A 25,037-nucleotide genomic window follows, 5' to 3' on the forward strand; every position below is an offset into this window, starting at 1 on the left:
GAGCGCACAATAAAAGCATGCTGTACAAATTCAAATCAAAAGCCACAGGCGACCTGATCATGTTGGAGCCGCAAGGCAAACAGATCTTGCGACTGATTGGCAAAGAGCCGGGCCCCAAAGGCATCATCTTGCCCAATGAAATGCTGCTTGCGATTGACGCGCTGCATGCCGCCGTGGCGCAAGAGGAGTTGGCGCATCAAGCAGCCAAAGACGCGGCACAAGCGGCGTCTGAACACGACGGGACCGTTCCCGCTGCGGATGGGCTGCGCACCATCAGCTTGAAACAACGCGTCGTTCCTTTCATCGATATGTTGCGCCGCGCACATGCAGAAGACAAAGAGGTGGTCTGGGGTGTTTGAGGACACGCCAACGCCTCACGCTTACGATGCGCTCACACCCGATGTGGTGTTGGATGCGCTGTCTGATTTAGGTCTGGCAGTAGACGGGCGGATGACCGCCTTGAGCTCTTATGAAAACCGTGTGTACCAGGTCATGTTGGACGACAACACATCGGTGGTCGCCAAGTTTTACCGCCCCGAGCGTTGGAGCGATGCCCAGATCTTGGAAGAACACAGCTTCGCCGCAGAGTTGATGGCCGAGGAGGTGCCTCTGGTCGGCCCACTGTCCTTGCATGGCCAAACGCTGCACCATGCGCATGGTTTTGCATTCAGTGTCAGCCCCCGTCGCGGTGGGCGCAGTCCTGAGCTCGACGATGCAGAGGTGTTGGAGTGGATCGGGCGGTTCATCGCGCGTATTCACAATGTGGGCGCGCAGCACGACTTCACGACGCGCCCCACATTGAACGCCAAAACATTTGGCATTGACTCGCGCGATTGGCTGCTCTCAGAAAACATCATTCCGCTTGACCAATCGGCTGCATGGCGAGCGGTGTGTGACCAAGCCATTGAACTCGCTACGCAGGCCTTGGCGACGCATCCTGCGAAGCACATCCGCTTGCATGGCGACTGCCACCCGGGCAATATTTTGTGGACGCCCACTGACTTACCCAACGGTGGTCCGCACTTTGTCGATTTAGACGATGCACGCATGGGGCCTGCCATTCAAGATGTGTGGATGTTGCTCAGTGGTGATCGTGCGCAACGCACACAACAACTGTCGATGCTGTTAGATGGCTACGAACAAATGCGTGAACTCAATCGCAGCGAGCTGGCCTTGATTGAACCGCTGCGCACCTTGCGCTTGATTCACTACAGCGCTTGGTTGGCACGTCGCAAGGACGATCCAGCCTTCACGCAACACTTTTCATGGTTTGGCAGCAGTGACTATTGGGCGGGCCAAGTGCACATGCTCATCGAGCAGTGCGAAGCCATGCAAGAAGCGCCGCTCTACGTTTAACGGGACTTAGCAACCCAACGCGTCAGCAAGCGCGTGCATGTCGCGCACATGCAAATCGTTGCCGGTTTGAGGGGACACATCTTTGGGGCGTGATGCCCCAAACTCCAAAGGTCGCTCGATATAGGCTGTGCGTAAACCGCAAGCCCGTGCGCCCGCTAAATCGTCATGGTGCGCAGCACAGAGCATGACTTGATGCGGCTGCAAATCAAAGGTCTGTGCCACACCCAGATAGGTGGCGGGGTCAGGCTTGTAGGCGCGAAACACTTCGGCGGACAAGATGCAATCCCATGGCAGTCCCGCTCGCTTGGCCATGTTCGTCAGTAGGCCTAGATTGCCATTCGACAAGCTGCAAATGGTGAATTTCTTTTTCAAGCGAAGCAGCCCCGTCACGCTGTCAGGCCATGGGTCTAAGCGATGCCACACGCGGTTGAGGTGCACGCGTTCGGCTTCACTCAAATGCGCTAAGCCAAACCTTGGTAACAAGTCATCCAGAATCAATCGGTGCAGCTCGTCGATGCGCGTCCAACCCAGCTCGCCAGAGCGCACGCGCGCCATCGCAGGTTGGTAGCCAGCTCGCCAAGCCAAGGCAAATGCATTGGCATCCACAGACGGGTAGAGCGCTTGCACTTCGCGCATGATGCTGCCGTGCCAATCAACCACGGTGCCAAAAATGTCAAAGGCCAACACGTGTGTGTTGGCCTTTAAGTCGTCTAGCAACGCGGGGTGAGGTGTGTCCATGTGTGTCATGGACCGAGTTTTACACCAAGAGTGCGTTCACCCGTTTCACATAGGCGGCAGGGTCTTCTGGCAAACCACCTTCCGCCAACAAGGCTTGGTCAAACAAAATGTGCGCCAAGTCGTTGAAGTTGGGGTTGGCGTCGCCGCTCAGTTTCTTCACCAACGCGTGTTCCGCATTGACTTCCAAGATGGGTTTCATCTCAGGCGCTTGCTGACCCGCTTGCTTGAGCATGCGGGCCAGTTGCATGGACATGCCGTGGTCTTTCACCACCAAGCAGGCGGGCGAGTCCACCAAGCGGGTGGTCACGCGCACATCGTCAGCTTTGTCTTTGAGTGCTTCTTTGAGTTTGGCCAACACGGGCTTGAACGTTTCGGCGGCATCTTCAGCGGCTTTCTTCTCGGCTTCGTCTTGCAAGGAGCCCAAGTCCACCGCACCTTTGGCGACGGATTGCAGGGCTGTGCCATCAAACTCTTGCACAAAGTTCAAAGCCCACTCGTCCACGCGGTCGGTCATCAACAACACCTCGATGCCCTTTTTACGGAACACTTCGAGTTGGGGGCTGTTCTTGGCTGCCGCCAAGGTGTCGGCGGTGATGTAGTAGATGGCCTCTTGGCCTTCTTTCATGCGCGCCTTGTAGTCGGCAAATGACACACTCACGCTGTCCGTGCTGGTGCTGGCAAAGCGCAGCAGCTTGGCGATTTTGTCTTTGTTGGCAAAGTCTTCGCCCAGGCCTTCTTTCAGCACTGCGCCAAACTCGGCGTAGAACTGGCTGTACTTGCCTTGTTTGGCTTTGTCTTCGTCACTCAACACGTCAGTGACGCTATCGTCACCCGCAATTGGGGCTTTGTCGTGTTTGGCCAAGTCTTCCAACACGGCCAACACACGGCGGGTGTTGCCTTCGCGAATCGCTTTGACGTCGCGGCTTTCTTGCAGCAATTCACGGCTCACGTTCAGTGGCAAATCGGCCGAGTCCACCACGCCTTTGATGAAGCGCAGGTAAGAGGGCATCAGCGCCTCGGCGTCGTCCATGATGAACACGCGCTTCACGTACAACTTCAAGCCCGCCTTCTTGTCGCGGTTGAACAAGTCCATCGGCGCCTTGCCTGGGACGTAGAGCAGCTGGGTGTATTCGGTGCTGCCTTCCACGCGGTTGTGGCTCCAAGCCAAAGGCGGCTCAAAGTCGTGGCTGATGTGTTTGTAGAACTCGGCGTGCTGCTCGTCCGTCACATCTTTCTTGGGGCGTGCCCACAGCGCGTTGGCTTGGTTGATGGTTTCCCATTCGTCGGTCAGCACCATTTCACCGGGTTGGCGACCACCGGAGGGGTCACCTTCAATGAGCTCGCCATCTTTCCATTCTTCTTTGCGCATGCGGATGGGCAAAGAGATGTGGTCAGAGTATTTGTTGATGACCGACTTGAGCTTCCAAGCGCTCAGGTATTCCTCGGCATCGTCGCGCAGGTGCAAGATGATCTTGGTGCCGCGCTCGGCTTGGGTGATGGTTTCCACCTCAAAGTCGCCTGTGCCGGTGCTGCTCCAGCGCACACCTTCTTCGGCTTTCAGGCCTGCACGGCGTGATTCGACGGTGATGCGGTCGGCCACGATGTAGCCTGAGTAAAAGCCCACGCCGAATTGGCCAATCAAAGCGCCTTGGTCTTTGGCATTGGCTTTGTCGTCGCCACTGAGCTTGCCCATGAATTCGCGCGTGCCGCTCTTGGCAATCGTGCCCAGGTGGGCGATGGCTTCTTCTTGGCTCATGCCAATGCCGTTGTCGGCAATGGTCAGGGTGCGGGCGTCTTTGTCGAAGCTGACGCGCACTTCGAGGTCGGCGTTGCCTTCAAACAAAGCATCGTTGTTCAGGCCTTCGTAGCGCAGCTTGTCGCAGGCGTCAGAGGCGTTGGACACCAACTCGCGCAAGAAGATCTCTTTGTTCGAATACAGCGAATGCGTGACGAGGTGCAGCAGTTGCGAGACTTCGGCTTGGAAGGAATGGGTTTGTTTGGTCATGGTCTTTAAAAACTAAATTACAAAAAACAACGCCCCAAGATGTGGGGCGTGGGCCTCAATTTCAAGAGGCATCAAACGCGGGAAATGCGCGCAACTTAAAAGCGCTCGTGCGCACCCAGGTAGCGCCACTGTCCCGCAGGCAGCTGTCCCAGTTGGACGTGCCCAATGCGGATGCGTTTGAGGCCCACAACCTGCAGGCCGACTTGTTCGCACATGCGGCGAATTTGGCGTTTTTTGCCTTCGGTCAACACAAAGCGAAGCTGCTCTGGGTTTTGCCATTCCACCTGTGCACGTTTGAGAGGCTTGCCGTCCAAGCTCAAGCCGTGGCGCAAGCGTTCGAGTTGCGCTTTCGGAAACACAGCCTGCACGTTGTTGGTCACGCGGTCGTGGTCGCCAATGGCGCTGAGTTGGTTGGCTCTGCCGCCATAGGTGGCAGAGGCGGCGGTGGCCGCGGCGGTGTTTTCGTGGCCGGTGTAGGTCACACGCACCAAATATTCTTTTTCCATCTCCGAGTCTTCGCCGATCAGTTGGCGTGCGACGCGCCCGTCTTGCGTCAACACCAGCAAGCCTGTGGAGTCGATGTCGAGTCGGCCCGAAGGGGCGAGGCTGCGCAACTGGGGGGGCGTGAAGCGTCGTTTGGACGAGTCGCCTGACCAATGTGTGCGAGGGTTGATCAGCATGATGGCGGGCTCGTGCCCGTCTTCGGCTTGCCCGCTCACATAGCCCATGGGCTTGTGCAGCAGAACAGTGACTTGTGTGTCTTGGTGGCCCTTGGCGCGTGGGTCCACTTCAACGCGATCTTGGGGGCCGACCTTGACGCCCATTTCAGCAGGGCGGCCATTGACCAACACCCAGCCTTGTTCAATCCACGCATCGGCCTCACGGCGTGAGCACAGACCGAGTTCGGCCATGCGTTTGTTGAGGCGGATGAGTTCTGAGGGGGTGTCTGACATAAGGGGCAAATTCTAAGTGCCGCTGGCGCGCAAAGCGGCTAAGTTCAGCACGCGCATGCCGCCGTATTCAATGCGAATGGCGCCTTGCTCTTCGAGGCGATTGAGGGCCACATTCACACGTTGGCGCGACAGGCCCACAAGGTAAGCCAGTTCTTGCTGCGTGATGCGCAGCATCTCACCCACACCAGGGTAAAGCGTGGGGTTGAAGAGGGTGGCCAAGTTGCGTGCCACGCGCACGTCAGGGTCGGTAGATCGGTCAATCTCGCGCGCTTCAATGAACTGTGCCAAGCGTTCGTTGAGTTGGTTCATCACAAAGCGGTTAAAGCCGATGGAGTTGTCTAGCAGCCAATGAAACGTTTCGATCGGCAAGCCTGCCACCACGCTGCGTCGTAAGGCCATGATGTTGTAGCGGTAGGTTTCGCGCTTGATGGCTGTGCCCTCGCCAAACCAACCGCCGGGCGGCACACCCGTGAAGGTGATGGTGCGGCCACTGGCGCTGTCCGTGCTCATCTTCAGCAAACCTTCCACCACGCCAAACCAATACGTGGCTTGGCGGCCCATGCGGCACACGTAGTCGCCGGGCATGGGGTCGCTCACCACCAGCTGAGATTCAATGCGGTTGCGCTCGTTTTCTTTGAGCAAGCCAAACCACGGAATGAGCTTGAGCTCTTGCTCGGTCAGTGCGCGTCGTCGCTGGTAAACGGTGGGTGTTTGCGCCATGGATTCTGATCAATAGAAAAGTTTTATTCGGGTAATCACTGCTCAGTGTCTACCCTAAATTGTCGTCGAAACGACAACTTGGCGTCAAATCCGGTCCTACGATCGCACCCAACATCAAAACGCGTCACCTACGCGTCATGATTTTTTGTCGACACACAAAGCAAGGATTAGGAATGCAGACCACGTTCCCACGACTGTTACTCAAGCATGCCAGCGAGCGCCCCAGTGCGCCAGCCATGCGCGAGAAGGAATACGGCATTTGGCAAACCACCTCATGGGCCGATATGGCTCAAATGGTGGAGCACATGGCGTGCGGCTTGCACCAAGCCGGTTTGACGCGCGGCGAACACATGGTGGTGGTGGGTTCCAACCGTCCCCGCTTGTACGCCACCATGTTGGCTGCCCAATCGTTGGGTGCCATTCCAATTCCTTTGTACCAAGATGCGGCCGGCCCTGAATGCGTGTTCCCGCTCAACAACGCGGACGTGCGTTTTTGCGTGGTGGAAGACCAAGAGCAAGTGGACAAGCTGCTCGAGATTCGTGAGCAATGCCCGCAAATCGCACACATCTTTTTTGATGACCCACGCGGCTTGCGCAAATACGACGAGCCAGGCTTGGCCTCGCTCGAAGAATTACTGGCCGCTGGTGCCGTGTTTGCTAAGCAACACCCAGGCTTCTATTTGGACGAAGTGGAGAAAGCACACACCGACGACGTGGGCGCGATGTTCTTCACATCGGGCACCACCGGCAACCCCAAAGGCGTGGTGCACACACACAACTCGCTCATCAACCGTGCCGAGGCTGGTGCCTTGTTTGACAAGCTCACCTCGCACGAAGATGTGTTGGCGTATTTGCCACCCGCTTGGATTGGCCAAAACATTTTCAGCTACGCCCAGTGGTTGTATTGCGGCTATGTGGTGAACTGCCCCGAGTCAGCCGCCACCGTCACCATCGACTTGAAAGAAGTCGGCCCCACTTACTACTTCGCGCCACCCCGCGTGTTTGAAGGCTTGCTCACCAGCGTGATGATTCGCATGGAAGACGCTGGCGCCATCAAGCGCAACATGTTCCATTACTTCATGGACGTGGCTCGCAAATACGGCCCCACCAAGATGGATGGCAAATCCATCGGTTTGGTAGGCGAAGTGCTCTACACCTTGGGCAATTTCTTTGTGTATGGCCCCTTGCGCAACAACCTCGGCATGAGCCGTGTGCGCGTGGCCTACACCGCCGGTGAAGCGATTGGTCCCGATTTGTTCAGCTTCTACCGTTCCATCGGTGTGAACTTGAAGCAGCTTTATGGCTCCACCGAAACCGCTGTGTTCGTCTGCTTGCAGCCCGACCACGAAGCACGCGCTGACACCGTGGGTGTGCCCTGTGCCGGCGTTGAAATCAAAGTGGCCGACAACGGCGAAATCTTGGTCAAGTCGCCAGGTTTGCTCAAGGGCTATTACAAAAACGACGCAGCCACGGCTGAAGTGTTGACCGCCGATGGCTGGTACCACACCAGCGACGCGGGCTTCTTGGATGCGCATGGCCATTTGAAAATCATTGACCGTGTCAAAGACGTGGGCCGCATCAAAGGTGGCAGCAACGACGGCGCCATGTTTGCGCCCAAGTACGTCGAGAACAAACTCAAGTTTTTCCCGCACATCAAAGAAGTGGTGGCCTATGGCGACCAACGCGAAAAAGTGTGCGTGATGATCAACATCGACATGGAAGCCGTGGGTAACTGGGCTGAGCGCCAAAACCTGCCTTACGCCGGCTACACCGATTTGGCGCAAAAGCCTGAGGTGTATCAGTTGATCAAAGAGTGCGTTGAGAAGGTCAATGCTGATCTCGCTGCTGACGAACTCTTGGCCGGTAGCCAAGTGAGCCGCTTCCTCGTGTTGCACAAAGAACTCGATGCCGACGACGGCGAACTCACCCGTACCAACAAAGTGCGTCGCGGTTTCATCGCCGAAAAATACGACGCCTTGGTGGGTGCCCTGTACAACGGCGCCACCGAGCAATTCATTGAAACCGTGGTGAAGTTTGAAGACGGTCGCACCGGCAGCGTGAGCGCCACGCTCAAACTGTCTGACGCCAAAACCTTCGCGCCTGTGGGGAAAGCAGCATGAGCAAGAAAATCGGCGACGTCATCCTCGACGTCAAAAACATCAGTTTGCGTTTCGGTGGCGTCAAGGCGCTGACCGACATTTCTTTCAACGTGCGCGAGCACGAGGTGCGCGCCATCATTGGCCCCAACGGTGCGGGCAAGAGCTCCATGCTCAACTGCATCAACGGGGTGTACACGCCTTCTGAAGGTTCCATCACTTTCCGCGGTCAAACCTTCGACCACATGGACAGCCACCAAGTGGCCACCATGGGCATTGCACGCACCTTCCAAAACTTGGCCTTGTTCAAAGGCATGAGCGTGATTGACAACATCATGACGGGCCGCAACCTGCGCATCAAAAGCAACCTATTCATGCAAGCCTTGCGCATCGGCCCCGCGCAACGCGAGGAAGAAGAGCACCGCGAAAAGGTCGAACACATCATCGACTTTTTGGAAATTCAAGCGCACCGCAAAACGCCTGTGGGTCAGCTGCCCTACGGTTTGCAAAAGCGCGTCGACTTAGGCCGCGCCTTGGCGATGGAGCCACAAGTGTTGCTGCTCGACGAACCCATGGCCGGCATGAACGTCGAAGAGAAACAAGACATGTGCCGCTTCATTTTGGATGTGAACGAAGAGTTCGGCACCACCATCGTGTTGATTGAACACGACATGGGCGTGGTGATGGACATTTCGGATCGCGTGGTCGTGCTTGACTACGGCAAAAAGATTGGCGATGGCACCCCCGATGAGGTGCGCAACAACGAGGAAGTCATCAGCGCTTACCTCGGCACTTCACACTAAGGACAAGAACATGGCATTTTTTCTAGAAGCCCTTTTCGGCGGCCTGATGGCCGGCATGTTGTATTCGTTGGTCGCACTTGGCTTTGTCTTGATTTTCAAAGCCTCAGGCGTTTTCAACTTTGCGCAAGGCGCGATGGTGTTGTTTGCGGCGCTGGCCATGGCTCGTTTTTCCGAGTGGGTGCCTGGCTGGCTCGGCATTGACAGCCAGTTCTTGGCCAACGTGATTGCCTTTGTGTTGGCTGGCGCGTGCATGTTTGTGTTGGCGTGGACGATCGAGCGCTTGGTGTTGCGCCACTTGGTCAACCAAGAAGGTGTGACCTTGTTGATGGCCACCTTGGGCATCACTTACTTCTTGGACGGTTTGGGCCAAGGCATCTTTGGCAGCGACATCTACAAGATTGATGTGGGCATGCCCAAAGATCCCGTGTTCTTGCTTGACTCAGTCTTTGAAGGCGGCGTCATGATCAACCTCGAAGACGTGTATGCCGCTTGCATTGCTGCTTTGCTGGTGTTCGTGTTGTCGATGTTTTTCCAAAAAACAACCACAGGCCGTGCGCTGCGCGCTGTGGCTGACGACCACCAAGCGGCTCAGTCGATTGGTATTCCGCTCAACCGCATTTGGGTCATCGTGTGGTTTGTGGCTGGCTTGACGGCGTTGGTCGCCGGCATCATTTGGGGCTCCAAGATGGGGGTGCAGTTCTCGCTGACCACCGTGGCTTTGCGTGCCTTGCCCGTGATTATTTTGGGCGGTTTGACCTCGGTGCCTGGCGCCATCATTGGCGGCTTGATCATCGGCGTTGGAGAAAAACTCTCTGAGGTGTATGTCGGCCCCATGGTGGGTGGCGGCATTGAGATTTGGTTTGCCTATGTGCTGGCCTTGGTCTTCTTGTTGTTCCGTCCACAAGGTTTGTTCGGCGAAAAAATCATTGACCGCGTGTAAGGAGAAAAAGAAATGTTTTACAGAGAAAACGGTCAATTCAAAACCAGCTACCGCGCAGATCAACAGATCTTCCCGATTGCACAAGACCGCTGGGTGATTTTGGCGCTCGTCGCCTTTGCCTTCATCGGCATTCCGGCGATGGTCGACGAGTACATGTACCGCGCTATTTTGATTCCCTTCCTCATCCTGTCGTTGGCAGCATTGGGTGTGAACATCTTGGTGGGCTACTGCGGTCAGATTTCGTTGGGCTCAGGCGCCTTCATGGCGGTGGGCGCCTACATGGCTTACAACACCTACATCCGCATTGAGGGTGTGCCGCTGATCTTGGCCTTGCTGTCCGGCGGTTTCTTTGCCACGTTGGTGGGTATCTTTTTCGGGATTCCCAGCTTGCGTGTGAAAGGCTTGTACTTGGCGGTCGCCACCTTGGCTGCGCAGTTCTTCTGCGATTGGGCTTTCTTGCGCATTGGTTGGTTCACCAACAACAACGCCTCAGGCTCGGTCTCGGTGTCGAACTTGAGCGTGATGGGCTTGCCTGTGGGCACCCCTGTCGAAAAGTATTTGTTCTGCTTGTCGTTCCTCGTGGTCTTTGGCTTGCTCGCCAAAAACTTGGTGCGCTCGGCCATTGGCCGTGAGTGGATGGCCATTCGCGACATGGACGTGGCCGCTGCCGTGATTGGCATTCGCCCTGTTTACGCCAAGCTCAGTGCTTTCGCCGTGAGCTCATTCATCGTGGGCGTGGCGGGTGCGTTGTGGGGCTTTATTCACTTGGGTTCGTGGGAGCCGGCTGCGTTCTCGATTGACCGCAGCTTCCAGTTGCTGTTCATGGTCATCATCGGTGGCATGGGCTCCATCATGGGCAGCTTCTTTGGTGCCGCCTTCATCGTGATCTTGCCCATTTTCTTGAACCAGTTCTTGCCCGTGTTTGGCGAGGTGTTTGGCATCGCCATCTCCACCGCCACCGTGTCGCATGTGGAGTCCATGGTCTTTGGTGCGCTGATTGTTTGGTTCCTGATTGTTGAGCCACACGGCTTGGCAAAGCTGTGGTCGATTGCCAAACAAAAGCTTCGCCTGTGGCCTTTCCCTCATTGATTTTCCTTGACCTCTAAAAAACTTTTAACAGGAGACAACCCATGAAGTTTCGTCAAATCACAACAGCCGTGACCTTGTTCGCTGCTGCCATCACCGGCAGCTTGGTGAGCACGCAAGCTGCTGCACAAGCCAAAGAGCAGTTTTTCCCTGCGTTGGTGTACCGCACAGGTGCCTATGCCCCTAACGGCATTCCTTTTGCGAACGGTTTCATTGACTACCTCAAGCTCACCAATGAGCGTGGCGGCATCAACGGCGTCAAAGTCATTTATGAAGAGTGTGAAACCGCGTACGCCACAGACCGTGGTGTGGAGTGTTACGAGCGCTTGAAGGGCAAGAACGGCGGCGCCACCGTGTTCCAACCTTTGTCCACAGGCATCACCTTTGCGCTGACTGAAAAAGCACCGATCGACAAAATCCCCGTGTTGACACCCGGCTTGGGCCGCAGTGAGTCACAAGACGGTGGCGTGTTCAAGTGGAACTTCCCATTGGCTGGCACCTATTGGGTGGCGGCTGACACCATCATCCAAGACATCGGCAAGCGTGAAGGCGGCCTTGACAAACTCAAGGGCAAAAAGATCGCGTTGATGTACCACGACAGCCCATTCGGCAAAGAAGCTATCCCCATGTTGCAAGAGCGCGCAGCTTTGCACGGCTTCCAACTGAGCTTGTTGCCCGTGACGCATCCAGGCGTTGAGCAAAAGTCAACCTGGTTGCAAATTCGTCAAAACCGCCCTGACTACGTCGTGAACTGGGGCTGGGGCGTGATGAACTCCACCGCTTTGAAAGAAGCGCAAGCCACAGGCTACCCACGCGAAAAAATGTATGGCGTGTGGTGGGCGGGTGCTGAGCCAGACGTCAAAGACGTTGGCGCAGGCGCCAAGGGTTACACCGCGGTGATGATGCAACACGGCGCAGAGAAGAAGTCTGATGTTGTGAAAGAAATCCTCGCCAAAGTGCACGGCAAAAAGCAAGGCACAGGCCCTGCTGAAGAAGTGGGCGACGTGCTTTACATGCGTGGCGTGCAAGCCGCGATGTACGGCATTGAAGGTGTTCGCGCAGCGCAAGAGCGTTTCGGTAAAGGCAAGGTCATGACCGGCGAGCAAGCTCGTTGGGGTTATGAAAACCTGAACTTGACGCAAGCCAAGTTGGACACCTTGGGCTTCAAAGGCGTGCTCCGTCCTTTGTCGACCAGCTGCCAAGACCACATGGGTAGCGCATGGACACGCATGCACACATGGGATGGTTCTAAGTTTGTTTGGTCCTCTGATTGGTACCAAGCCGACGAACAAATCATGAAGCCCATGGTGAAAGCTGCTGCTGACAAATACGCTGCTGAGAAAAAAATCCAGCGTCGTAGCGCCGCAGATTGCCAGCTGTAATTTGAGGGTCGTCACGCTGTGACAGTTTGGTGGCTCTCACGAGCCACCAAACCACAGGCTCCCACGGGGCTTGCGGTTTGGTCCAACCCAACAACGTTTTTTTAGCAAGGTAAGTTATGAGCGCCAACAACATCGTTCTCAACGTCAATGGCATTGAAGTCATTTACAACCACGTCATCTTGGTGCTCAAGGGCGTTTCGCTCAGCGTGCCAGAAGGCCGCATCGTGTCTTTGCTTGGTGGCAACGGCGCAGGCAAAACCACCACCTTGCGTGCCATCTCGAACTTGCTGCAAGGCGAGCGCGGTGAGGTGACCAAGGGCAGCATTGAGTTTCGCGGCGAGCGCATCGAAAACCTCACGCCCGCTGATTTGGTCAAGCGTGGTGTGGTGCAAGTGATGGAGGGGCGTCACTGCTTCGCCCACTTGACCATCGAAGAAAATTTGCTGACCGGCAGCTACACCCGCAGCAGCAAAGGCGAGATTGAGGCTAATTTGGAGAAGGTCTACAACTACTTCCCTCGTTTGAAAACACGTCGCACCTCGCAAGCAGCCTACACCTCAGGTGGCGAGCAGCAAATGTGTGCGATTGGTCGCGCCATCATGGCCAGCCCCAACATGGTGTTGCTTGATGAGCCCTCGATGGGCTTGGCGCCGCAAATTGTGGAAGAGGTGTTCAACATCGTCAAAGACTTGAACGAGAAAGAAAAAGTCACCTTCCTCATTGCCGAGCAAAACACCAACATGGCTTTGAAGTACGCCGACTACGGCTACATCATGGAGTCTGGCCGCATCGTGATGGACGGTGCCGCCTCTGACTTGGCCAACAACGAAGACGTGAAAGAGTTCTACCTCGGCATGGGCGGTGGCGAACGCAAGAGCTTCAAAGACGCCAAGAGCTACAAGCGCCGCAAGCGTTGGTTGGCATAAGAAGGGGCTCGCACATGTCCAAGCACTACGACGCACTCGAAACCCGCAACCCCGTCGAGCGCGAGGCCGCCCTCATGGCCGCGCTGCCGGCGCAAGTGGCGCATGCACAAAAGAACTCGCCCGCATTTGCCAAGTCATTGGCCGGTGTGAACGCTGCCAGCATCACCAGCCGTGAAGCGCTGGCCAAGTTGCCCGTGATTCGCAAATACGAGTTGTTGGCGCAGCAGCAAGAACAACGTGCCACCAATGTGTTTGGCGGCTTCTCTGCCATTGGCTTTGGCAAAGCCATGCCGCGCGTGTTTGCCAGCCCTGGCACCATTTATGAACCTGAAGGTGCTCGCCCAGATTACTGGCGCATGGCCCGTGCCATTTACGCCGCAGGTTTCCGTGCCGGTGAACTCGCACACAACTGCTTCAGCTACCACTTCACGCCTGCGGGCTCGATGATGGAAACGGGGGCACACGCCATTGGTTGCACCGTGTTTGCGGGTGGCACCGGCCAGACCGAACAGCAAGTAGGCGCCATGGCCGAGTTGAAGCCTGCGGGCTACATCGGTACGCCCAGCTTCTTGAAAATCATTGTGGAAAAAGCAGCCGAGATGGGCGTGAAGTTGCCCACGGTCACCAAAGCCTTGGTGTCAGGCGAAGCCTTTCCTCCCAGCTTGCGCGATTGGTTGGCCGAGCGCGGCATTGCGGGTTACCAGTGCTACGCCACGGCCGACCTCGGCTTGATTGCGTATGAAACCGAAGCCCGTGAAGGCTTGGTGCTGGACGAAGGTGTGATCGTCGAGATCGTCCGTCCTGGCACGGGTGATCCCGTGCCCGAAGGCGAAGTGGGTGAGCTCGTCATCACCTCGCTGAATTCTGATTACCCACTCATTCGCTTTGGCACTGGCGACTTGTCGGCTGTGCTGCCGGGGCAATGCCCCACAGGCCGCACCAACGTGCGTATCAAAGGCTGGATGGGTCGTGCCGACCAAACCACCAAAGTGCGCGGCATGTTTGTGCACCCCGGCCAAGTGGCTGAAGTGGTCAAACGTTTCCCCGAAATCAAACGTGCGCGTTTGGTGGTGACGGGCGAAATGGCCAACGACCAAATGTCGTTGAAGGTGGAAGCTGCAGAGGCCGAAGGCTTGGCACAAAAAATTGGGGATGCCGTGCGCGACATCACCAAGCTGCGTGCCGATGTGAGCTTGGTGGCGCTGGGCAGTTTGCCCAACGACGGCAAGGTCATCGAAGACGCCCGCACCTACCAGTGACACCCCTCTGCAGCGGGGTTGACCTAGCTCAATGGGCTTACGTAATTCCCGCTGTTTTTTAAGGCATCTTGGGCGCTACTATCATGGTCTGTCATAAAGGAGACCTCATGAAAAAACTATTCGCTTTGAGTTTGCTGGCTGTGGCCACTTTGACTGGCGCAAACGCCGCCGATTTCCCGATCAAAGACAAGCCTGTCACCATCGTTGTGCCGTTCACGGCTGGCGGCCCGACTGACCGTGTCGCGCGTGATTTGGCTGAAGCGTTGCGCAAGCCTTTGGGCGCCAACGTGGTGGTCGAAAACGTGGCTGGCGCAGGTGGCACGATTGGCGCCAACAAGGTTGCCAAAGCCCCACAAGACGGCCACACCATCCTTTTGCACCACATCGGCATGGCCACATCGCCAGCCCTGTACCGCAAGATGCCTTACAACACCACCGAAGATTTTGAGTACTTGGGCATGGTCAACGAAGTGCCCATGACCTTGATCGGTCGTCCCACCTTGCCTGCGACCAACTTCAAAGAGTTGCAAGCTTGGATTGCACAAAACAAAGGCTCCGTCAATTTGGGCAACGCCGGTTTGGGCGCTGCCTCACACCTGTGCGGCTTGTTGTTCCAAAACGCACTCAAGACCGACATGACGACAGTGCCTTACAAAGGTACAGCGCCTGCGATGAACGACCTGATGGGCGGCCAAATCGATTTGCTGTGTGACCAAACCACCAACACCACCAGCCAAATCGAAGCCAAAACTGTCAAGGCTTTCGCTGTCACCACCACCAAGCGTTTGAGCACGCCGGCCTTGAAGCATTTGCCTACTTTGGATGAGTCAGGCCTCAAAGGTTTTGAAGTCACCATTTGGCACGGTTTGTATGCCCCTAAAGGCACAGCTGCTGATGTGACCGCCAAGATCAACAAGGCGTTGAAGGTGGCTTTGAAAGACCCCGAGTTCCTCAAGAAGCAACAAGGCTTGGGCGCTGTGGTCGTGACCGACAAGCGCACCGATGGCGCCGAGCACAAGAAGTTTGTGGCGGCTGAAATCGCCAAGTGGGGCCCGATCATTCAGGCTGCTGGCGTGTACGCTGACTAAGCCCACCACTGAGCTTGTGACAAAACAAAAGCCACCTTCGGGTGGCTTTTTTTGTGGGCGTTTGGCTTAGTTGTTCAAGTGCTCAAACGGCAACGCCTGCTTCACCAAAATCACGGTGCAGGGCGCGTCCATGGCCACCTTGATAGGGATAGTCGCCACGAACCTTTGCATCTGCAAGCCATGTGTGGCCGCCCCCATGACGATGATGCTCACGTTGTTGCCCTCCGCATAGCGCACGATGGCGTTGGCGACATCGCTTGCTTCAAGCACGTGGTACGAGGTTTGGTGCTCGCTCAAATCCAGCGGTTGCGCCCATTGCTGCAGCATGGTGCGGTATTGGCGGTGTAGGGTGGTTTCGCTCTTGTCGTGCTCGGACGTGCTGCTGAGGTTGGGCGAAATCACCGTCACCACCGCCAGGCGTGCGCCAGGGCGCAAACCCAAAGAGCGCGCCACAGATTGACGCAGCGAATACAAGGTGGCATCACTGGCCTCGTGGTTTGGCACAGCCACCATGACGATGGGAATTTCATCAATTTGCTGCGATGGCAGGGGGCTAGGCTGGTAGTGCATGCCTGCCGCTTTCAGCCAACGTTTGAAGTGCGTGAAGAACGGCGTGCCAAGCACCTGCTTGCCGCGCTTGGTGACCTTGATCTGTTCCGGATGCTCCAGGTCAAACGCCAAATGCGCGGCCGATGGATAGCGCTTGGCCGCTTCGGGCTCTAGGCAACGCAACACCACTTCTTGAAACCACTCGGGCAAGTCGTCGCGCAAGCGGCGCGGCGGCGTGGGGTCCATCCACAAACGTTGACGCATGCCGCCGTTTGTTTGTGGGTTGCCAAAGGGCAACTCACCCGTGGCCAGTTCGTACAGCATGACGCCAATGGCAAAGATGTCGCTGCGCGGGTCGCCGCGTACGCCCACCACTTGCTCGGGCGCAATCCATGCGGGTGAGCCCACGGCTTTGCGCAGCTCTTCGGCCAGCAAATCGGGGTAGTGCGCATGTGACGACAAACCAAAATCCAGCAAAACGGCATGACCGTTTGGATGCATCAGCACGTTGGCGGGCTTGATGTCGAGGTGGCAGGTGTTTTGTTGGTGCAAGCTGTGGGCTGCGCGGGCGATGGCCGCACCAAGGCGCGTGATGTCGGCTACTTTTGCCCGCGTGCGGTTGTGCGTGTGTGCATCCAACACTTGCTGCAAGGTTTGGCCCGGCACATGCTCCATCACCAAGTAGGGCATGTTCACCAAATCGCCTGCCGCCACAAAACGTGGCACATGCGTGCCGTGCAGCACTTGCAAAATTTGATGCTCCACTTCGAAGCCGACAATGTTTTCTGCACCATCGCCCGCCGTCATGCGTGGTACTTTCATCACCATGTCAAACGGCGCGGGGCGCTCGTCGGCATAGGTCACTTCATAAATGTGCGCCATGCCACCCGCATGCAAGCAAGCGCCAATGCGGAACCCGTCCAGCTCGGTGCCCGCTTCTAGGCGTTTCACTTGCCGGTCTCCAAGCGTTGCGCAAAGAACTCGGGCAAGCCTGCTTCGCGCACGGCACGAGCGGCCGCGCGATGGTCATAGGCCACGCGGTGGAAGGTGAGCTTGGCAGCCGTGCTGTCAAACACTGCGTACATGGCGCGTGGGTTGCCGTCGCGCGGCTGGCCTACCGAGCCAATGGTGGCAATCCACTGGCGGTGTTTGGGGGTGGGGATGGGCACGCCCGACGTGGGCTTGAACGCCATCAACTGACGGCCCGTGCCCCGGTAATACAACGACTGGTGGTGCACATGGCCACCAAACACATAGCGCACATCGGGGTGGGCGCAAGCGGCATCCAAGCTCAGGCTGGCGGTGCGTTCGTCTTCCACATAACGCCAGCGGTCAGGCGCATCGGCGCTGGCGTGTACCAATAGCATGTGGTCCACCTGTGCGGTGAGCGGCAAGATTTCTAACCAAAAACGCTGTGCGGGCGACAGCTGGTTGTGCGTCCATTCAGCCGTTTGGCTGCCCAACGAAGGGTTGGGGTTGGCCGAGTTGATGTTGTGCGTTTGAATCAGCTCTTCATGGTTGCCACGCAGCACGATGGCACCGTCTTGCTGAAGCTTTTGGCAGCGTGCCACCACTTCGGCAGGAAAGGCACCATAGCTCACCAAATCACCCAAGAGCGCGATGCGTTCAACGCCCTGCGTTTGTGCGTGTGCCAAGCACGCATCGAGCGCGTGCAAGTTGCTATGGATGTCTGAGAGCAGGGCGTACTTCATGTCAACGCGTGCGACGTGGCTGGGGCGCTCGTTTAATACGAGTAAACGCCGCGGCCTGTCTTGCGGCCCAAGTGGCCTGCCGCGACCATCTCTTTGAGCAAGGGGCATGCGCGGTATTTGCTGTCGCCAAACTCTTGCAAGTACACCTCCATCACGGCCAAGCACACATCCAAGCCAATCATGTCGGCCAAAGCCAAGGGGCCGATGGGTTGGTTGCAGCCAAGCATCATGCCGGCGTCGATGTCTTTGGCCGAGGCCACGCCTTCTGCCAACACAAAGAATGCCTCGTTGATCATGGGCACCAAGATGCGGTTGACCACAAAGCCCGGTGCGTTCTTGACGGTGATGGGCGTTTTGCCTAAGCGTGTGGACAGGTCGTGCACAGCGGCGTGTGTGGCATCGGAGGTTTGCAAACCACGGATGATTTCTACCAAGGCCATCATGGGCACGGGGTTGAAAAAGTGCATGCCAATGAAGCGGTCGGCACGTGCGGTGACGGCGGCCAGCTTGGTGATGGAAATGGACGAGGTGTTGGACGCGATGATGGCTTCGGGGGCCAACATGCCGTCGAGTTGTTTGACGATTTTGACCTTGAGGTCGTAGTTCTCGGTGGCAGCTTCAATGACCAGCTCTGCGCCTTTGAGGTCGTCGTAGCTGGTGCTGGTTTTGATGCGCGACAAGGCTGCGGCTTTGTCGGCTTCGGTGATTTTTTCTTTCTTGATCAAACGGTCCAGGCTGCCCGCCACCGTTGCAAGGCCTTTGGCCACGGCAGCCTCAGAGATGTCGACCATCACCACGTTCACGCCAGAGACCGCACAGGCTTGTGCAATGCCGTTGCCCATGGTGCCGGCACCGATGATGCCTACGGTTTGAATGCTGCTCATTGGGAAATCCTTGTGTTTGGGTTGAATCAAAACTTCAATATTAGCGGGGGAAGGGTTGCGTTTGGCTGACGTTGGTCAATATCTTGTCGCCTGTGTTTTTTTGTTTGCTCCGGTCAATGGGCTTGGGGCAGCTTCCTCATGCTGGGGTACCAGAAATCGTCAGCCGCCCCAAGCCCATTCACCTCCGAGTGTCTGTCTCGGCACTTTGCGGTGCTCGTGCCTTCTTGGGCCGCGCTTGGGTATTCGCCAAGTTTTGAACTTTTCGCTACCTGCTTCACGCCACGTGCGGAGGCGCTTTAGGCTTTGAAACGTTTCTTCGTCAGATGCAGCGCAATCTTCCAGGCGACCACGGTGTAGACGGCCAGCACACCGAGGTGCATCGCTGCGTCAGCCGGCCATTGGTCTAGAAACAAGGGGCGCACCAAGGCGATGGCTTGGGTCAGTGGCAACCATGCCGAAATGTCGCGCACGATGCCGGGCAGTTGATCGCGCGGAAAGAACACGCCGCTCAAAAACATCATGGGCGTCAAAAACAGCGTGAAGTAATACGTGAAGAAGTCGTAGCCTTTGGCCAGTGCATTGAAGATCAAGGCAATACAGCTGAAGGTGATGCCGACGAACAGCAAAATGGGCCATGCAGCCAAGAGCTTCCAACTTTGGGTGATGCCCAGCGCAAACATCACACCCAAAATGGCGGTGATGGTGAACAGCGATTTGAACGCGGCCCAGAGCATTTCGGCCAACAGCACATCGTCCAATCGCATGGGGGAATTCAAGATGCCGTCCCAAGTTTTTTGCACATGCATGCGCGAGAAGGCTGAGTACAGCGCTTCAAACGTGGCCGCGTTCATGGCGCTCATGCAGATGGAGCCGCTGGCCAAGAACAAGATGTAGGGCACTTTGTCTTCACCTAGCGTGACATCGCCCACCAGCGCGCCCAGGCCGTAGCCAAAGGCCACCAACCACATCAAGGGTTCGGCGATGTTGGCCACAAGGCTGGGGATGGCGAGCTTGCGCCACACCAACAGGTTGCGTAAGAAGACGGGCCAGAAACGGAAATAGGTGTTCATCGCGCTTAGCCTTCCTCGCGGATTTGGCGCCCGGTCATTTTCAAAAACAAATCTTCCAAATTGGCAGGGCGGTGCAGCGTGCGCAAGCCTGCGTGGGCGCTGAGCGCTTGCAGCAACTGTGCGGCATCTTGGGTGTAGAAAAACACGGTCTCGCCGCTGGTTTCCACACGTTGCGCCAGTGCGGCGATGGGGCTGTCCACCAAGGCCAAAGCACCGCTGCCGTAGACCTCCACCACATCGGGTTCAAGGTGCTGCGCAATCAAATCACGCGGCGTGCCTTCGGCAATTTTTTTGCCGTGGTCGAGCACCAACAAACGGTTGCATAAGCGCTCGGCTTCGTCCATGAAATGGGTGGTCAGCAAAATCGATTTGCCTTGTTGCAAGAGTTGCTGCAAACGCTCCCACATCAGGTGGCGGGCTTGCGGGTCTAGGCCGGTGGTGGGCTCGTCGAGCAGCAACAAGTCGGGGTTGTTGATCAGGGCGCGGGCCAAGCTAAGTCGGCGCTTCATGCCACCCGACAACTCGCCGGGTTTGGCGTTGGCCTTGTGTGACAGCGCCGCAAACTCCAGCAGTTGTGGAATGCGCGCTTGAATGTCGGCCTTCTTCATGCCGAAGTAACGGCCAAACACCATGAGGTTTTCGGCACAGGTGAAGTCAGGGTCGAGCGTGTCGAACTGGCTCACCACGCCTAAGCGTGCTTTGATGGCCAGCGCGTCATCGGGCATGGACAAACCAAAGGCGTTGATGCTGCCGCCATCGGGCTGTGCGAGGCCGAGGCACATGCGCAGCGTGGTGGTTTTGCCAGCGCCGTTGGGGCCGATGACGCCCAAACATTCGCCAGGCACGATGCTGAAAGACACATCGTTCACCACAGTGTTGTCACCGTAGCGTTTGAGGAGGTGGTTACATTCAAAAAGTGGGGTGCTCATACGTGCCATTGTGCCTGTGAGCGACCAACTCGTAACCCGTCAGCGCCATTCTTGAGGCAGTGTTGAAGCGCCTAAAATCTACGCAACTAATTACAGGGCTACGACGTGTCTGATACCTTATTTGTTCTCTCCCAATATGTGATGCCCAAACAGTTGCTCACGCAATTTGCGGGCGCTGTGGCGCGTGCGCGTTGTGGCAAATGGACGCACGCCCTCATCAAATGGTTTGTGGGCAAATACCAAGTCAACATGGACGAGGCGGCTCAGCCCGACATCACGCAGTACGCCTGCTTCAATGACTTCTTCACCCGTGCCTTAAAGCCCGGCGCACGCCCCTTGGCCGATGCCGCGTTTGTGTGCCCTGTGGACGGCGCCATCAGCCAGCTGGGTCACATCGATGGCGACCAAGTGTTTCAAGCCAAAGGCCACAGCTACAGCACGCAAGCGCTGGTGGGCGGTGATGCGACATTGGCAGCGCAGTTCCAAGATGGCGAGTTCGCCACGATTTACCTCAGCCCTAAGGACTACCACCGCATCCACATGCCCAGCGCTGGCCGCTTGCGCCGCATGATTCATGTGCCGGGTGACTTGTTCTCGGTCAACCCCGCCACGGCGCGTGGCGTGCCAGGTTTGTTTGCGCGCAACGAGCGCGTGGTGTGTGTGTTTGACATGCCTGCTGCCTCAGGGCAAAAACCTCAGCAATACGTGTTGGTGCTAGTCGGCGCAACGATTGTTGGCAGCATGGCCACGCCGTGGCATGGCGTGGTGAACCCACCGCGCCCAGGCACCGTGCGCGAGTGGACGTATGACGATCAAGACCTGAGCTTGAAGCAAGGCGACGAGATGGGCCGCTTCTTACTCGGCTCTACCGTGGTGTTGCTGTGGCCTAAGAGCACCATCGCGCTCAACCCCGCTTTGCAAGCCGCACAAGGTGTGCGTTTGGGTGAGAAGATGGGCGATGCATTCAGTGACTGATATTTTTGCCCTCAAGTAGCAGGTTATTGACGCAGCTCTTTTTGAAGAACATTTTCTAAATCTGTTTGCAATATGGCTGCGCCCTTGGTAGAAAGATGAGCGCTGTCTAAAAACACGGCTTCTCCATTTTTCACAGAGAAACACTGCTCACCTTCGCACAGTAAGTTTGAGGGATAGATAGCGGCAACTGTGCCGCATGACGCAGACGTTGCGGCCATCAGTTTGGTGAACTTAAGCTCTGCCTCTGTGGTCAAGCCGCGACTGAACGTCATGTCTTCGATGACTTTTCGTTGTTTGAGCTCCATTCGTCCCCATTGCCTTGGCACGTCGTAGTTTGGTCGAGGAACAGGGCCAATCAAAATTGGAATCTTGTGCAGTCTCTTTAACTCGCAGAGTTGATCGACGAAATCACGATTGAGTACATCTGAATCGTATCGAATCCAATTGGCGCTTATGAGAACGTACCTTAGCGAGGGTGTCGAAGAAATAAATTGAAGTGTTTTCAGGCTGACGCCTTTGTCGCAGTAGCTAAACTCATTTTTGTCTGCTTCTTTTTTGTATGCGTTTTTATGTAGAGGCAGGCAACCTGCGACCGAAGAAACAACGCCCGACAAGTGGTTTGCTATCAGTGCATCGTCGACCATCGGTTGAATTGCATCTGCAAATGAGTCGCCCCAAAGAATTGCTTGCACATGCGTCGAGTTTTTCACGCCTATCGGGCAAAGCTTAGGTTTATATGCTTCTGATGCCACCTGGTTGCGATCAAGGAAACATTCGCCTTGACGCGGATTCTTGTCTACAAGTGCCTTTTCTGCATTTACTAAATAGGTCGGTAAGCGATAACTAGTTTCAGTAGATTTTTGAGCGATCGCGAGTGCCGTTATTGAGACAGCTATTGAGAAAATCCAAAGTGCAATGATGCGCGTGTTACTCCAATATCCGTTTTTAGATCGAATTGGCTGTTCGACCCATTTATATGAAGCAAACGCAATTGCGAATGATGTGAGCAATGCAGCAATTTTTTCGATCAGGTCGAGCGGCCTGTCAACAGCTACGGCCATGACAAAGTAAACGTAGACTGGCCAATGCCACAAGTAGAGAGAGTAGGACAGATTGCCAACAATTTGGAGCGGTGCGATAGATAGCGTTTTGTTTGTAATGCCGCGTTCGCCAGTCAAGATGATGAATCCAGCTGCCATCACTGGAATCGCTGCGATCCATCCGGGAAACATACCTTTGTCTACCGTTATGAGTGAAGCAAAGATTGCCAAAATTGACGTTGCAGATAACGTTAGAAATAGAGGAGAGTTTTGTGTCCACGAGGGCATGGTTTTTCTTGAAGCGATCAAGTAAACAATAGCCCCAATTAAGAATTCCCACACACGCGGAAAGAGTTCGAAATAAGCGCCCGTGGCATCTGTACTGGTTAAGTTGCCACAGTAGATGTATGAGCATGCAATCAATGCAGTGATGACACTTAACCTGATTGCAAAACCATATCTTTTTAATGTGTAAATGATGAGCGGGTAAATCAGATAGAACTGCCATTCGACAGAGAGCGACCAGGTATGAAGTAAGGGGTTGTTGTCCGCTTCCGTATCGAAATAACTGCTTTGAGCTGAAAAGAAGTAGTTAGACAGAAAAAGATTTGCTGTTACGTTACTTCGTAGGAATTTTTTGTAATCAGGAAACAGCAAGATGGTTGTAAACACACATAAACAAACAATGCTTAAGACGATGAGTGCAGGGGCAATTCGACGAATTCGCGCCATCCAAAATTCAGTGAAATATGAAATGGATGATTCAGACTCTTTTTCAAAAAGAATACGAGTCATCAAATAGCCTGAGATGACAAAAAATACATCCACGCCCACAAACCCAGAGTCAATTCCCATCAGCTGGAAATGGAAAAAGATAACGCCTAGTACCGCTATTGCACGTAAACCATTGATGTGATTTTGAAAACTTGTATTCATTTGGGTATCGGCTTAGTAAGCCAGCTAGTGTCTTCTATTCCGACCCTTTTTATTGAAACGCCACCTCAGCAAAGCTGCGCAACTTGCGGCTGTGCAATTGCGCAGGCCCTTGCTGGCGTAGTAGTTCAATGGCGCGCATGCCAATGCGCAAATGTTGGTCCACACGTTCGCGGTAGAAATGGTTGGCCATGCCCGGCAGTTTGATTTCGCCGTGCAGCGGTTTGTCGCTCACACACAGCAACGTGCCGTAGGGCACACGGAACCGAAAACCGTTGGCGGCAATGGTGGCGCTTTCCATGTCGAGTGCCACGGCGCGGCTTTGGCTGAAGCGACGCTGGGGCGTGTTGTCGGGCAACAGTTCCCAGTTGCGGTTGTCGGTGCTGGCCACGGTGCCTGTGCGCAAAATGCGTTTGAGCTCAGCGCCATGGCATTGCGTCACGTCTTTCACCGCTTGCTCTAGCGCGACTTGAATCTCGGCCAGTGCGGGGATAGGCACCCACAGCGGCAGTTCTTCATCCAGCACATGGTCTTCGCGCACATAGCCGTGGGCCAGCACGTAGTCGCCCAGCTGTTGCGTGTTGCGCAAGCCCGCGCAGTGGCCCAGCATCAGCCATGCATGCGGGCGCAGCACGGCGATGTGGTCGGTGATGTTTTTGGCGTTGGCGGGGCCCACGCCAATGTTCACCATGGTGATGCCGGTGTGGTCTGGGCGCACCAAGTGGTAGCCAGGCATTTGCGGCAAGCGCGGTGGCACTTTGCCCAGTGCGTCGTTGGCTTCAGCAGCTAAACCCACGCGGCGTGTGACCACATTGCCGGGCTCCACAAACGCGATGTATTCGCTGTTGGGGTCTTGCATGGCCTCGTGGCCCAAGCGCACAAATTCGTCGATGTAGAACTGGTAGTTGGTGAACAACACGTAGTTCTGAAAATGTTCAGGGCTGGTACCGCTGTAGTGACGCAGGCGCTGCAACGAATAGTCCATGCGTGCTGCGGTGAACAGCGACAAAGGCTGCGGCTCATTGGGCTTGGCTTCGAACGTGCCGTTGGCAATGCCGTCGTCCATGGCGGTGAGGTCGGGCAGGTCAAACACCTCGCGCATCAGCTGGCGGCGCTCGGCGCTCATCTCGCCTTCCACATGGTCGTTGTCGGCGAACGAGAAGTGCACAGGAATGGGTTGGTGGCTCACGCCCACCTCCAGCGTGCCGCCGTGGTTTTGCAGCAGCAAGCGGAATTGCTCGCGGTAATACGCGGCAAACAAATCGGGGCGGGTGAGGGTGGTCTCGTAGCGGCCAGGCTCGGCCACAAAGCCGTAGCTCAAACTGCCACCATCGCTGTTGGCCTGAAGCGCCCCCGTTTTAGTATGGATGCGCACAAACGGATAGAACGCCCGCACACGTTGCTCAAACTGCTTGCCCGCCACAAACTCGCGCATGGCGAGTCGCAAGTGGTCAAGGCTGGTTTGATACAGCGCCTGCACTTGGGCAAGCGCACTGTCGGCGTCGGTGTGACGGGTGGGGGCGGTGAAGGGGGGACGAATGCTCATCCCCCGATGTTACGAGCGCTTTGTGTCACTTTCTGACGGCGCTCGCA

At 56.1% G+C, this 25,037-nt stretch carries 22 protein-coding genes; 11 read left to right on the forward strand and 11 right to left on the reverse strand.

Features of this window, described 5'->3' with window-relative positions:
- The first annotated feature begins 17 nt into the window (after positions 1 to 17).
- Together QMG15_RS01125 and QMG15_RS01130 are read left to right on the forward strand one after the other, a co-directional pair.
- Positions 18 to 359 (forward strand): DUF1840 domain-containing protein, encoded by a 342-nt coding sequence (locus tag QMG15_RS01125; protein WP_281789093.1) that lies wholly within the window; start codon positions 18 to 20, stop codon positions 357 to 359.
- Positions 325 to 1,356 carry a serine/threonine protein kinase gene (locus QMG15_RS01130; protein WP_281789094.1) on the forward strand — a complete coding sequence of 344 codons (1,032 nt, stop codon included), beginning with the start codon at positions 325 to 327 and terminating at the stop codon, positions 1,354 to 1,356. The genes QMG15_RS01125 and QMG15_RS01130 overlap by 35 nt, the downstream gene beginning before the upstream one ends.
- A gap of 6 nt (positions 1,357 to 1,362) precedes the next feature.
- On the opposite strand, the gene QMG15_RS01135 is transcribed toward QMG15_RS01130, so the two are convergent.
- The 4 genes from QMG15_RS01135 to QMG15_RS01150 form a co-directional block, all read right to left on the reverse strand.
- On the reverse strand, positions 1,363 to 2,094 hold the full coding sequence (locus QMG15_RS01135; protein WP_281789095.1) for a haloacid dehalogenase type II: 732 nt from the start codon (positions 2,092 to 2,094) through the stop codon (positions 1,363 to 1,365).
- Positions 2,095 to 2,113: 19 nt separating this feature from the next.
- A complete protein-coding gene (gene htpG, locus QMG15_RS01140; RefSeq protein WP_281789096.1) occupies positions 2,114 to 4,099 on the reverse strand; it encodes a molecular chaperone HtpG in 1,986 nt (661 codons plus the stop codon).
- 95 nt (positions 4,100 to 4,194) lie between these two features.
- Complete coding sequence (locus QMG15_RS01145) at positions 4,195 to 5,052, reverse strand: pseudouridine synthase (RefSeq protein ID WP_281789097.1); 858 nt, start codon at positions 5,050 to 5,052, stop codon at positions 4,195 to 4,197.
- 12 nt (positions 5,053 to 5,064) lie between these two features.
- A complete protein-coding gene (locus QMG15_RS01150; protein ID WP_281789098.1) occupies positions 5,065 to 5,772 on the reverse strand; it encodes a Crp/Fnr family transcriptional regulator in 708 nt (235 codons plus the stop codon).
- 173 nt (positions 5,773 to 5,945) lie between these two features.
- Here QMG15_RS01150 and QMG15_RS01155 point away from each other — a divergent pair, with 173 nt between their 5' ends.
- From QMG15_RS01155 to QMG15_RS01190, 8 genes are all read left to right on the forward strand, one after another.
- On the forward strand, positions 5,946 to 7,892 hold the full coding sequence (locus QMG15_RS01155) for an AMP-binding protein (RefSeq protein WP_108360228.1): 1,947 nt from the start codon (positions 5,946 to 5,948) through the stop codon (positions 7,890 to 7,892).
- Positions 7,889 to 8,671, forward strand: coding sequence for an ABC transporter ATP-binding protein (locus QMG15_RS01160; protein ID WP_108360227.1), 783 nt, complete (start codon positions 7,889 to 7,891; stop codon positions 8,669 to 8,671). Before QMG15_RS01155 ends, QMG15_RS01160 begins: the two co-directional genes overlap by 4 nt.
- A gap of 10 nt (positions 8,672 to 8,681) precedes the next feature.
- Positions 8,682 to 9,611, forward strand: a complete 930-nt coding sequence (locus QMG15_RS01165) for a branched-chain amino acid ABC transporter permease (RefSeq protein WP_281789099.1) — start codon at positions 8,682 to 8,684, stop codon at positions 9,609 to 9,611.
- Positions 9,612 to 9,623: 12 nt separating this feature from the next.
- A complete protein-coding gene (locus QMG15_RS01170) occupies positions 9,624 to 10,700 on the forward strand; it encodes a branched-chain amino acid ABC transporter permease (protein ID WP_281789100.1) in 1,077 nt (358 codons plus the stop codon).
- Positions 10,701 to 10,741: 41 nt separating this feature from the next.
- Positions 10,742 to 12,079 carry an ABC transporter substrate-binding protein gene (locus tag QMG15_RS01175; protein WP_108402162.1) on the forward strand — a complete coding sequence of 446 codons (1,338 nt, stop codon included), beginning with the start codon at positions 10,742 to 10,744 and terminating at the stop codon, positions 12,077 to 12,079.
- A 116-nt stretch (positions 12,080 to 12,195) separates the two neighbouring features.
- A complete protein-coding gene (locus QMG15_RS01180) occupies positions 12,196 to 13,005 on the forward strand; it encodes an ABC transporter ATP-binding protein (RefSeq protein WP_108360223.1) in 810 nt (269 codons plus the stop codon).
- A 14-nt stretch (positions 13,006 to 13,019) separates the two neighbouring features.
- A complete protein-coding gene (locus QMG15_RS01185; RefSeq protein WP_281789101.1) occupies positions 13,020 to 14,264 on the forward strand; it encodes an AMP-binding protein in 1,245 nt (414 codons plus the stop codon).
- Between the two features lie 107 nt (positions 14,265 to 14,371).
- Complete coding sequence (locus tag QMG15_RS01190; protein WP_281789102.1) at positions 14,372 to 15,352, forward strand: tripartite tricarboxylate transporter substrate-binding protein; 981 nt, start codon at positions 14,372 to 14,374, stop codon at positions 15,350 to 15,352.
- Between the two features lie 66 nt (positions 15,353 to 15,418).
- On the opposite strand, the gene QMG15_RS01195 is transcribed toward QMG15_RS01190, so the two are convergent.
- The 5 genes from QMG15_RS01195 to QMG15_RS01215 form a co-directional block, all read right to left on the reverse strand.
- Complete coding sequence (locus QMG15_RS01195; protein ID WP_281789103.1) at positions 15,419 to 16,852, reverse strand: bifunctional serine/threonine-protein kinase/universal stress protein; 1,434 nt, start codon at positions 16,850 to 16,852, stop codon at positions 15,419 to 15,421.
- On the reverse strand, positions 16,849 to 17,613 hold the full coding sequence (locus tag QMG15_RS01200; protein WP_281789104.1) for a metallophosphoesterase family protein: 765 nt from the start codon (positions 17,611 to 17,613) through the stop codon (positions 16,849 to 16,851). The genes QMG15_RS01195 and QMG15_RS01200 overlap by 4 nt, the downstream gene beginning before the upstream one ends.
- Before the next feature lie 32 nt (positions 17,614 to 17,645).
- A complete protein-coding gene (locus tag QMG15_RS01205) occupies positions 17,646 to 18,497 on the reverse strand; it encodes a 3-hydroxybutyryl-CoA dehydrogenase (RefSeq protein WP_108360218.1) in 852 nt (283 codons plus the stop codon).
- Between the two features lie 296 nt (positions 18,498 to 18,793).
- A complete protein-coding gene (locus QMG15_RS01210) occupies positions 18,794 to 19,567 on the reverse strand; it encodes an ABC transporter permease (RefSeq protein WP_281789105.1) in 774 nt (257 codons plus the stop codon).
- A gap of 5 nt (positions 19,568 to 19,572) precedes the next feature.
- Positions 19,573 to 20,496, reverse strand: a complete 924-nt coding sequence (locus QMG15_RS01215) for an ATP-binding cassette domain-containing protein (RefSeq protein ID WP_281789106.1) — start codon at positions 20,494 to 20,496, stop codon at positions 19,573 to 19,575.
- 105 nt (positions 20,497 to 20,601) lie between these two features.
- Here QMG15_RS01215 and asd point away from each other — a divergent pair, with 105 nt between their 5' ends.
- Positions 20,602 to 21,471 carry an archaetidylserine decarboxylase gene (gene asd, locus QMG15_RS01220; RefSeq protein ID WP_281789107.1) on the forward strand — a complete coding sequence of 290 codons (870 nt, stop codon included), beginning with the start codon at positions 20,602 to 20,604 and terminating at the stop codon, positions 21,469 to 21,471.
- 23 nt (positions 21,472 to 21,494) lie between these two features.
- On the opposite strand, the gene QMG15_RS01225 is transcribed toward asd, so the two are convergent.
- Positions 21,495 to 23,447 (reverse strand): acyltransferase family protein, encoded by a 1,953-nt coding sequence (locus QMG15_RS01225; RefSeq protein WP_281789108.1) that lies wholly within the window; start codon positions 23,445 to 23,447, stop codon positions 21,495 to 21,497.
- A 49-nt stretch (positions 23,448 to 23,496) separates the two neighbouring features.
- Positions 23,497 to 24,990, reverse strand: coding sequence for an AMP nucleosidase (locus QMG15_RS01230; RefSeq protein WP_281789109.1), 1,494 nt, complete (start codon positions 24,988 to 24,990; stop codon positions 23,497 to 23,499).
- Positions 24,991 to 25,037 lie beyond the last annotated feature (47 nt).

The sequence above is a fragment of the Limnohabitans sp. INBF002 genome (assembly GCF_027924905.1).
Classification (GTDB): domain Bacteria; phylum Pseudomonadota; class Gammaproteobacteria; order Burkholderiales; family Burkholderiaceae_C; genus Limnohabitans.

Bases quoted from the DNA above. Each gene is read 5' to 3' on its own strand.
- QMG15_RS01215 (WP_281789106.1), bottom strand. From the start codon at position 20,496: ATGAGCACCCCACTTTTTGAATGTAACCACCTCCTCAAACGCTACGGT.
- QMG15_RS01165 (WP_281789099.1), top strand. From the start codon at position 8,682: ATGGCATTTTTTCTAGAAGCCCTTTTCGGCGGCCTGATGGCCGGCATG.
- htpG (WP_281789096.1), bottom strand. From the start codon at position 4,099: ATGACCAAACAAACCCATTCCTTCCAAGCCGAAGTCTCGCAACTGCTG.
- QMG15_RS01155 (WP_108360228.1), top strand. From the start codon at position 5,946: ATGCAGACCACGTTCCCACGACTGTTACTCAAGCATGCCAGCGAGCGC.
- QMG15_RS01170 (WP_281789100.1), top strand. From the start codon at position 9,624: ATGTTTTACAGAGAAAACGGTCAATTCAAAACCAGCTACCGCGCAGAT.
- QMG15_RS01145 (WP_281789097.1), bottom strand. From the start codon at position 5,052: ATGTCAGACACCCCCTCAGAACTCATCCGCCTCAACAAACGCATGGCC.
- QMG15_RS01200 (WP_281789104.1), bottom strand. From the start codon at position 17,613: ATGAAGTACGCCCTGCTCTCAGACATCCATAGCAACTTGCACGCGCTC.
- QMG15_RS01160 (WP_108360227.1), top strand. From the start codon at position 7,889: ATGAGCAAGAAAATCGGCGACGTCATCCTCGACGTCAAAAACATCAGT.
- QMG15_RS01130 (WP_281789094.1), top strand. From the start codon at position 325: ATGCAGAAGACAAAGAGGTGGTCTGGGGTGTTTGAGGACACGCCAACG.
- QMG15_RS01185 (WP_281789101.1), top strand. From the start codon at position 13,020: ATGTCCAAGCACTACGACGCACTCGAAACCCGCAACCCCGTCGAGCGC.
- QMG15_RS01150 (WP_281789098.1), bottom strand. From the start codon at position 5,772: ATGGCGCAAACACCCACCGTTTACCAGCGACGACGCGCACTGACCGAG.
- QMG15_RS01205 (WP_108360218.1), bottom strand. From the start codon at position 18,497: ATGAGCAGCATTCAAACCGTAGGCATCATCGGTGCCGGCACCATGGGC.
- QMG15_RS01175 (WP_108402162.1), top strand. From the start codon at position 10,742: ATGAAGTTTCGTCAAATCACAACAGCCGTGACCTTGTTCGCTGCTGCC.
- QMG15_RS01125 (WP_281789093.1), top strand. From the start codon at position 18: ATGCTGTACAAATTCAAATCAAAAGCCACAGGCGACCTGATCATGTTG.
- QMG15_RS01180 (WP_108360223.1), top strand. From the start codon at position 12,196: ATGAGCGCCAACAACATCGTTCTCAACGTCAATGGCATTGAAGTCATT.
- QMG15_RS01210 (WP_281789105.1), bottom strand. From the start codon at position 19,567: ATGAACACCTATTTCCGTTTCTGGCCCGTCTTCTTACGCAACCTGTTG.
- QMG15_RS01230 (WP_281789109.1), bottom strand. From the start codon at position 24,990: ATGAGCATTCGTCCCCCCTTCACCGCCCCCACCCGTCACACCGACGCC.
- QMG15_RS01225 (WP_281789108.1), bottom strand. From the start codon at position 23,447: ATGAATACAAGTTTTCAAAATCACATCAATGGTTTACGTGCAATAGCG.
- QMG15_RS01135 (WP_281789095.1), bottom strand. From the start codon at position 2,094: ATGGACACACCTCACCCCGCGTTGCTAGACGACTTAAAGGCCAACACA.
- QMG15_RS01190 (WP_281789102.1), top strand. From the start codon at position 14,372: ATGAAAAAACTATTCGCTTTGAGTTTGCTGGCTGTGGCCACTTTGACT.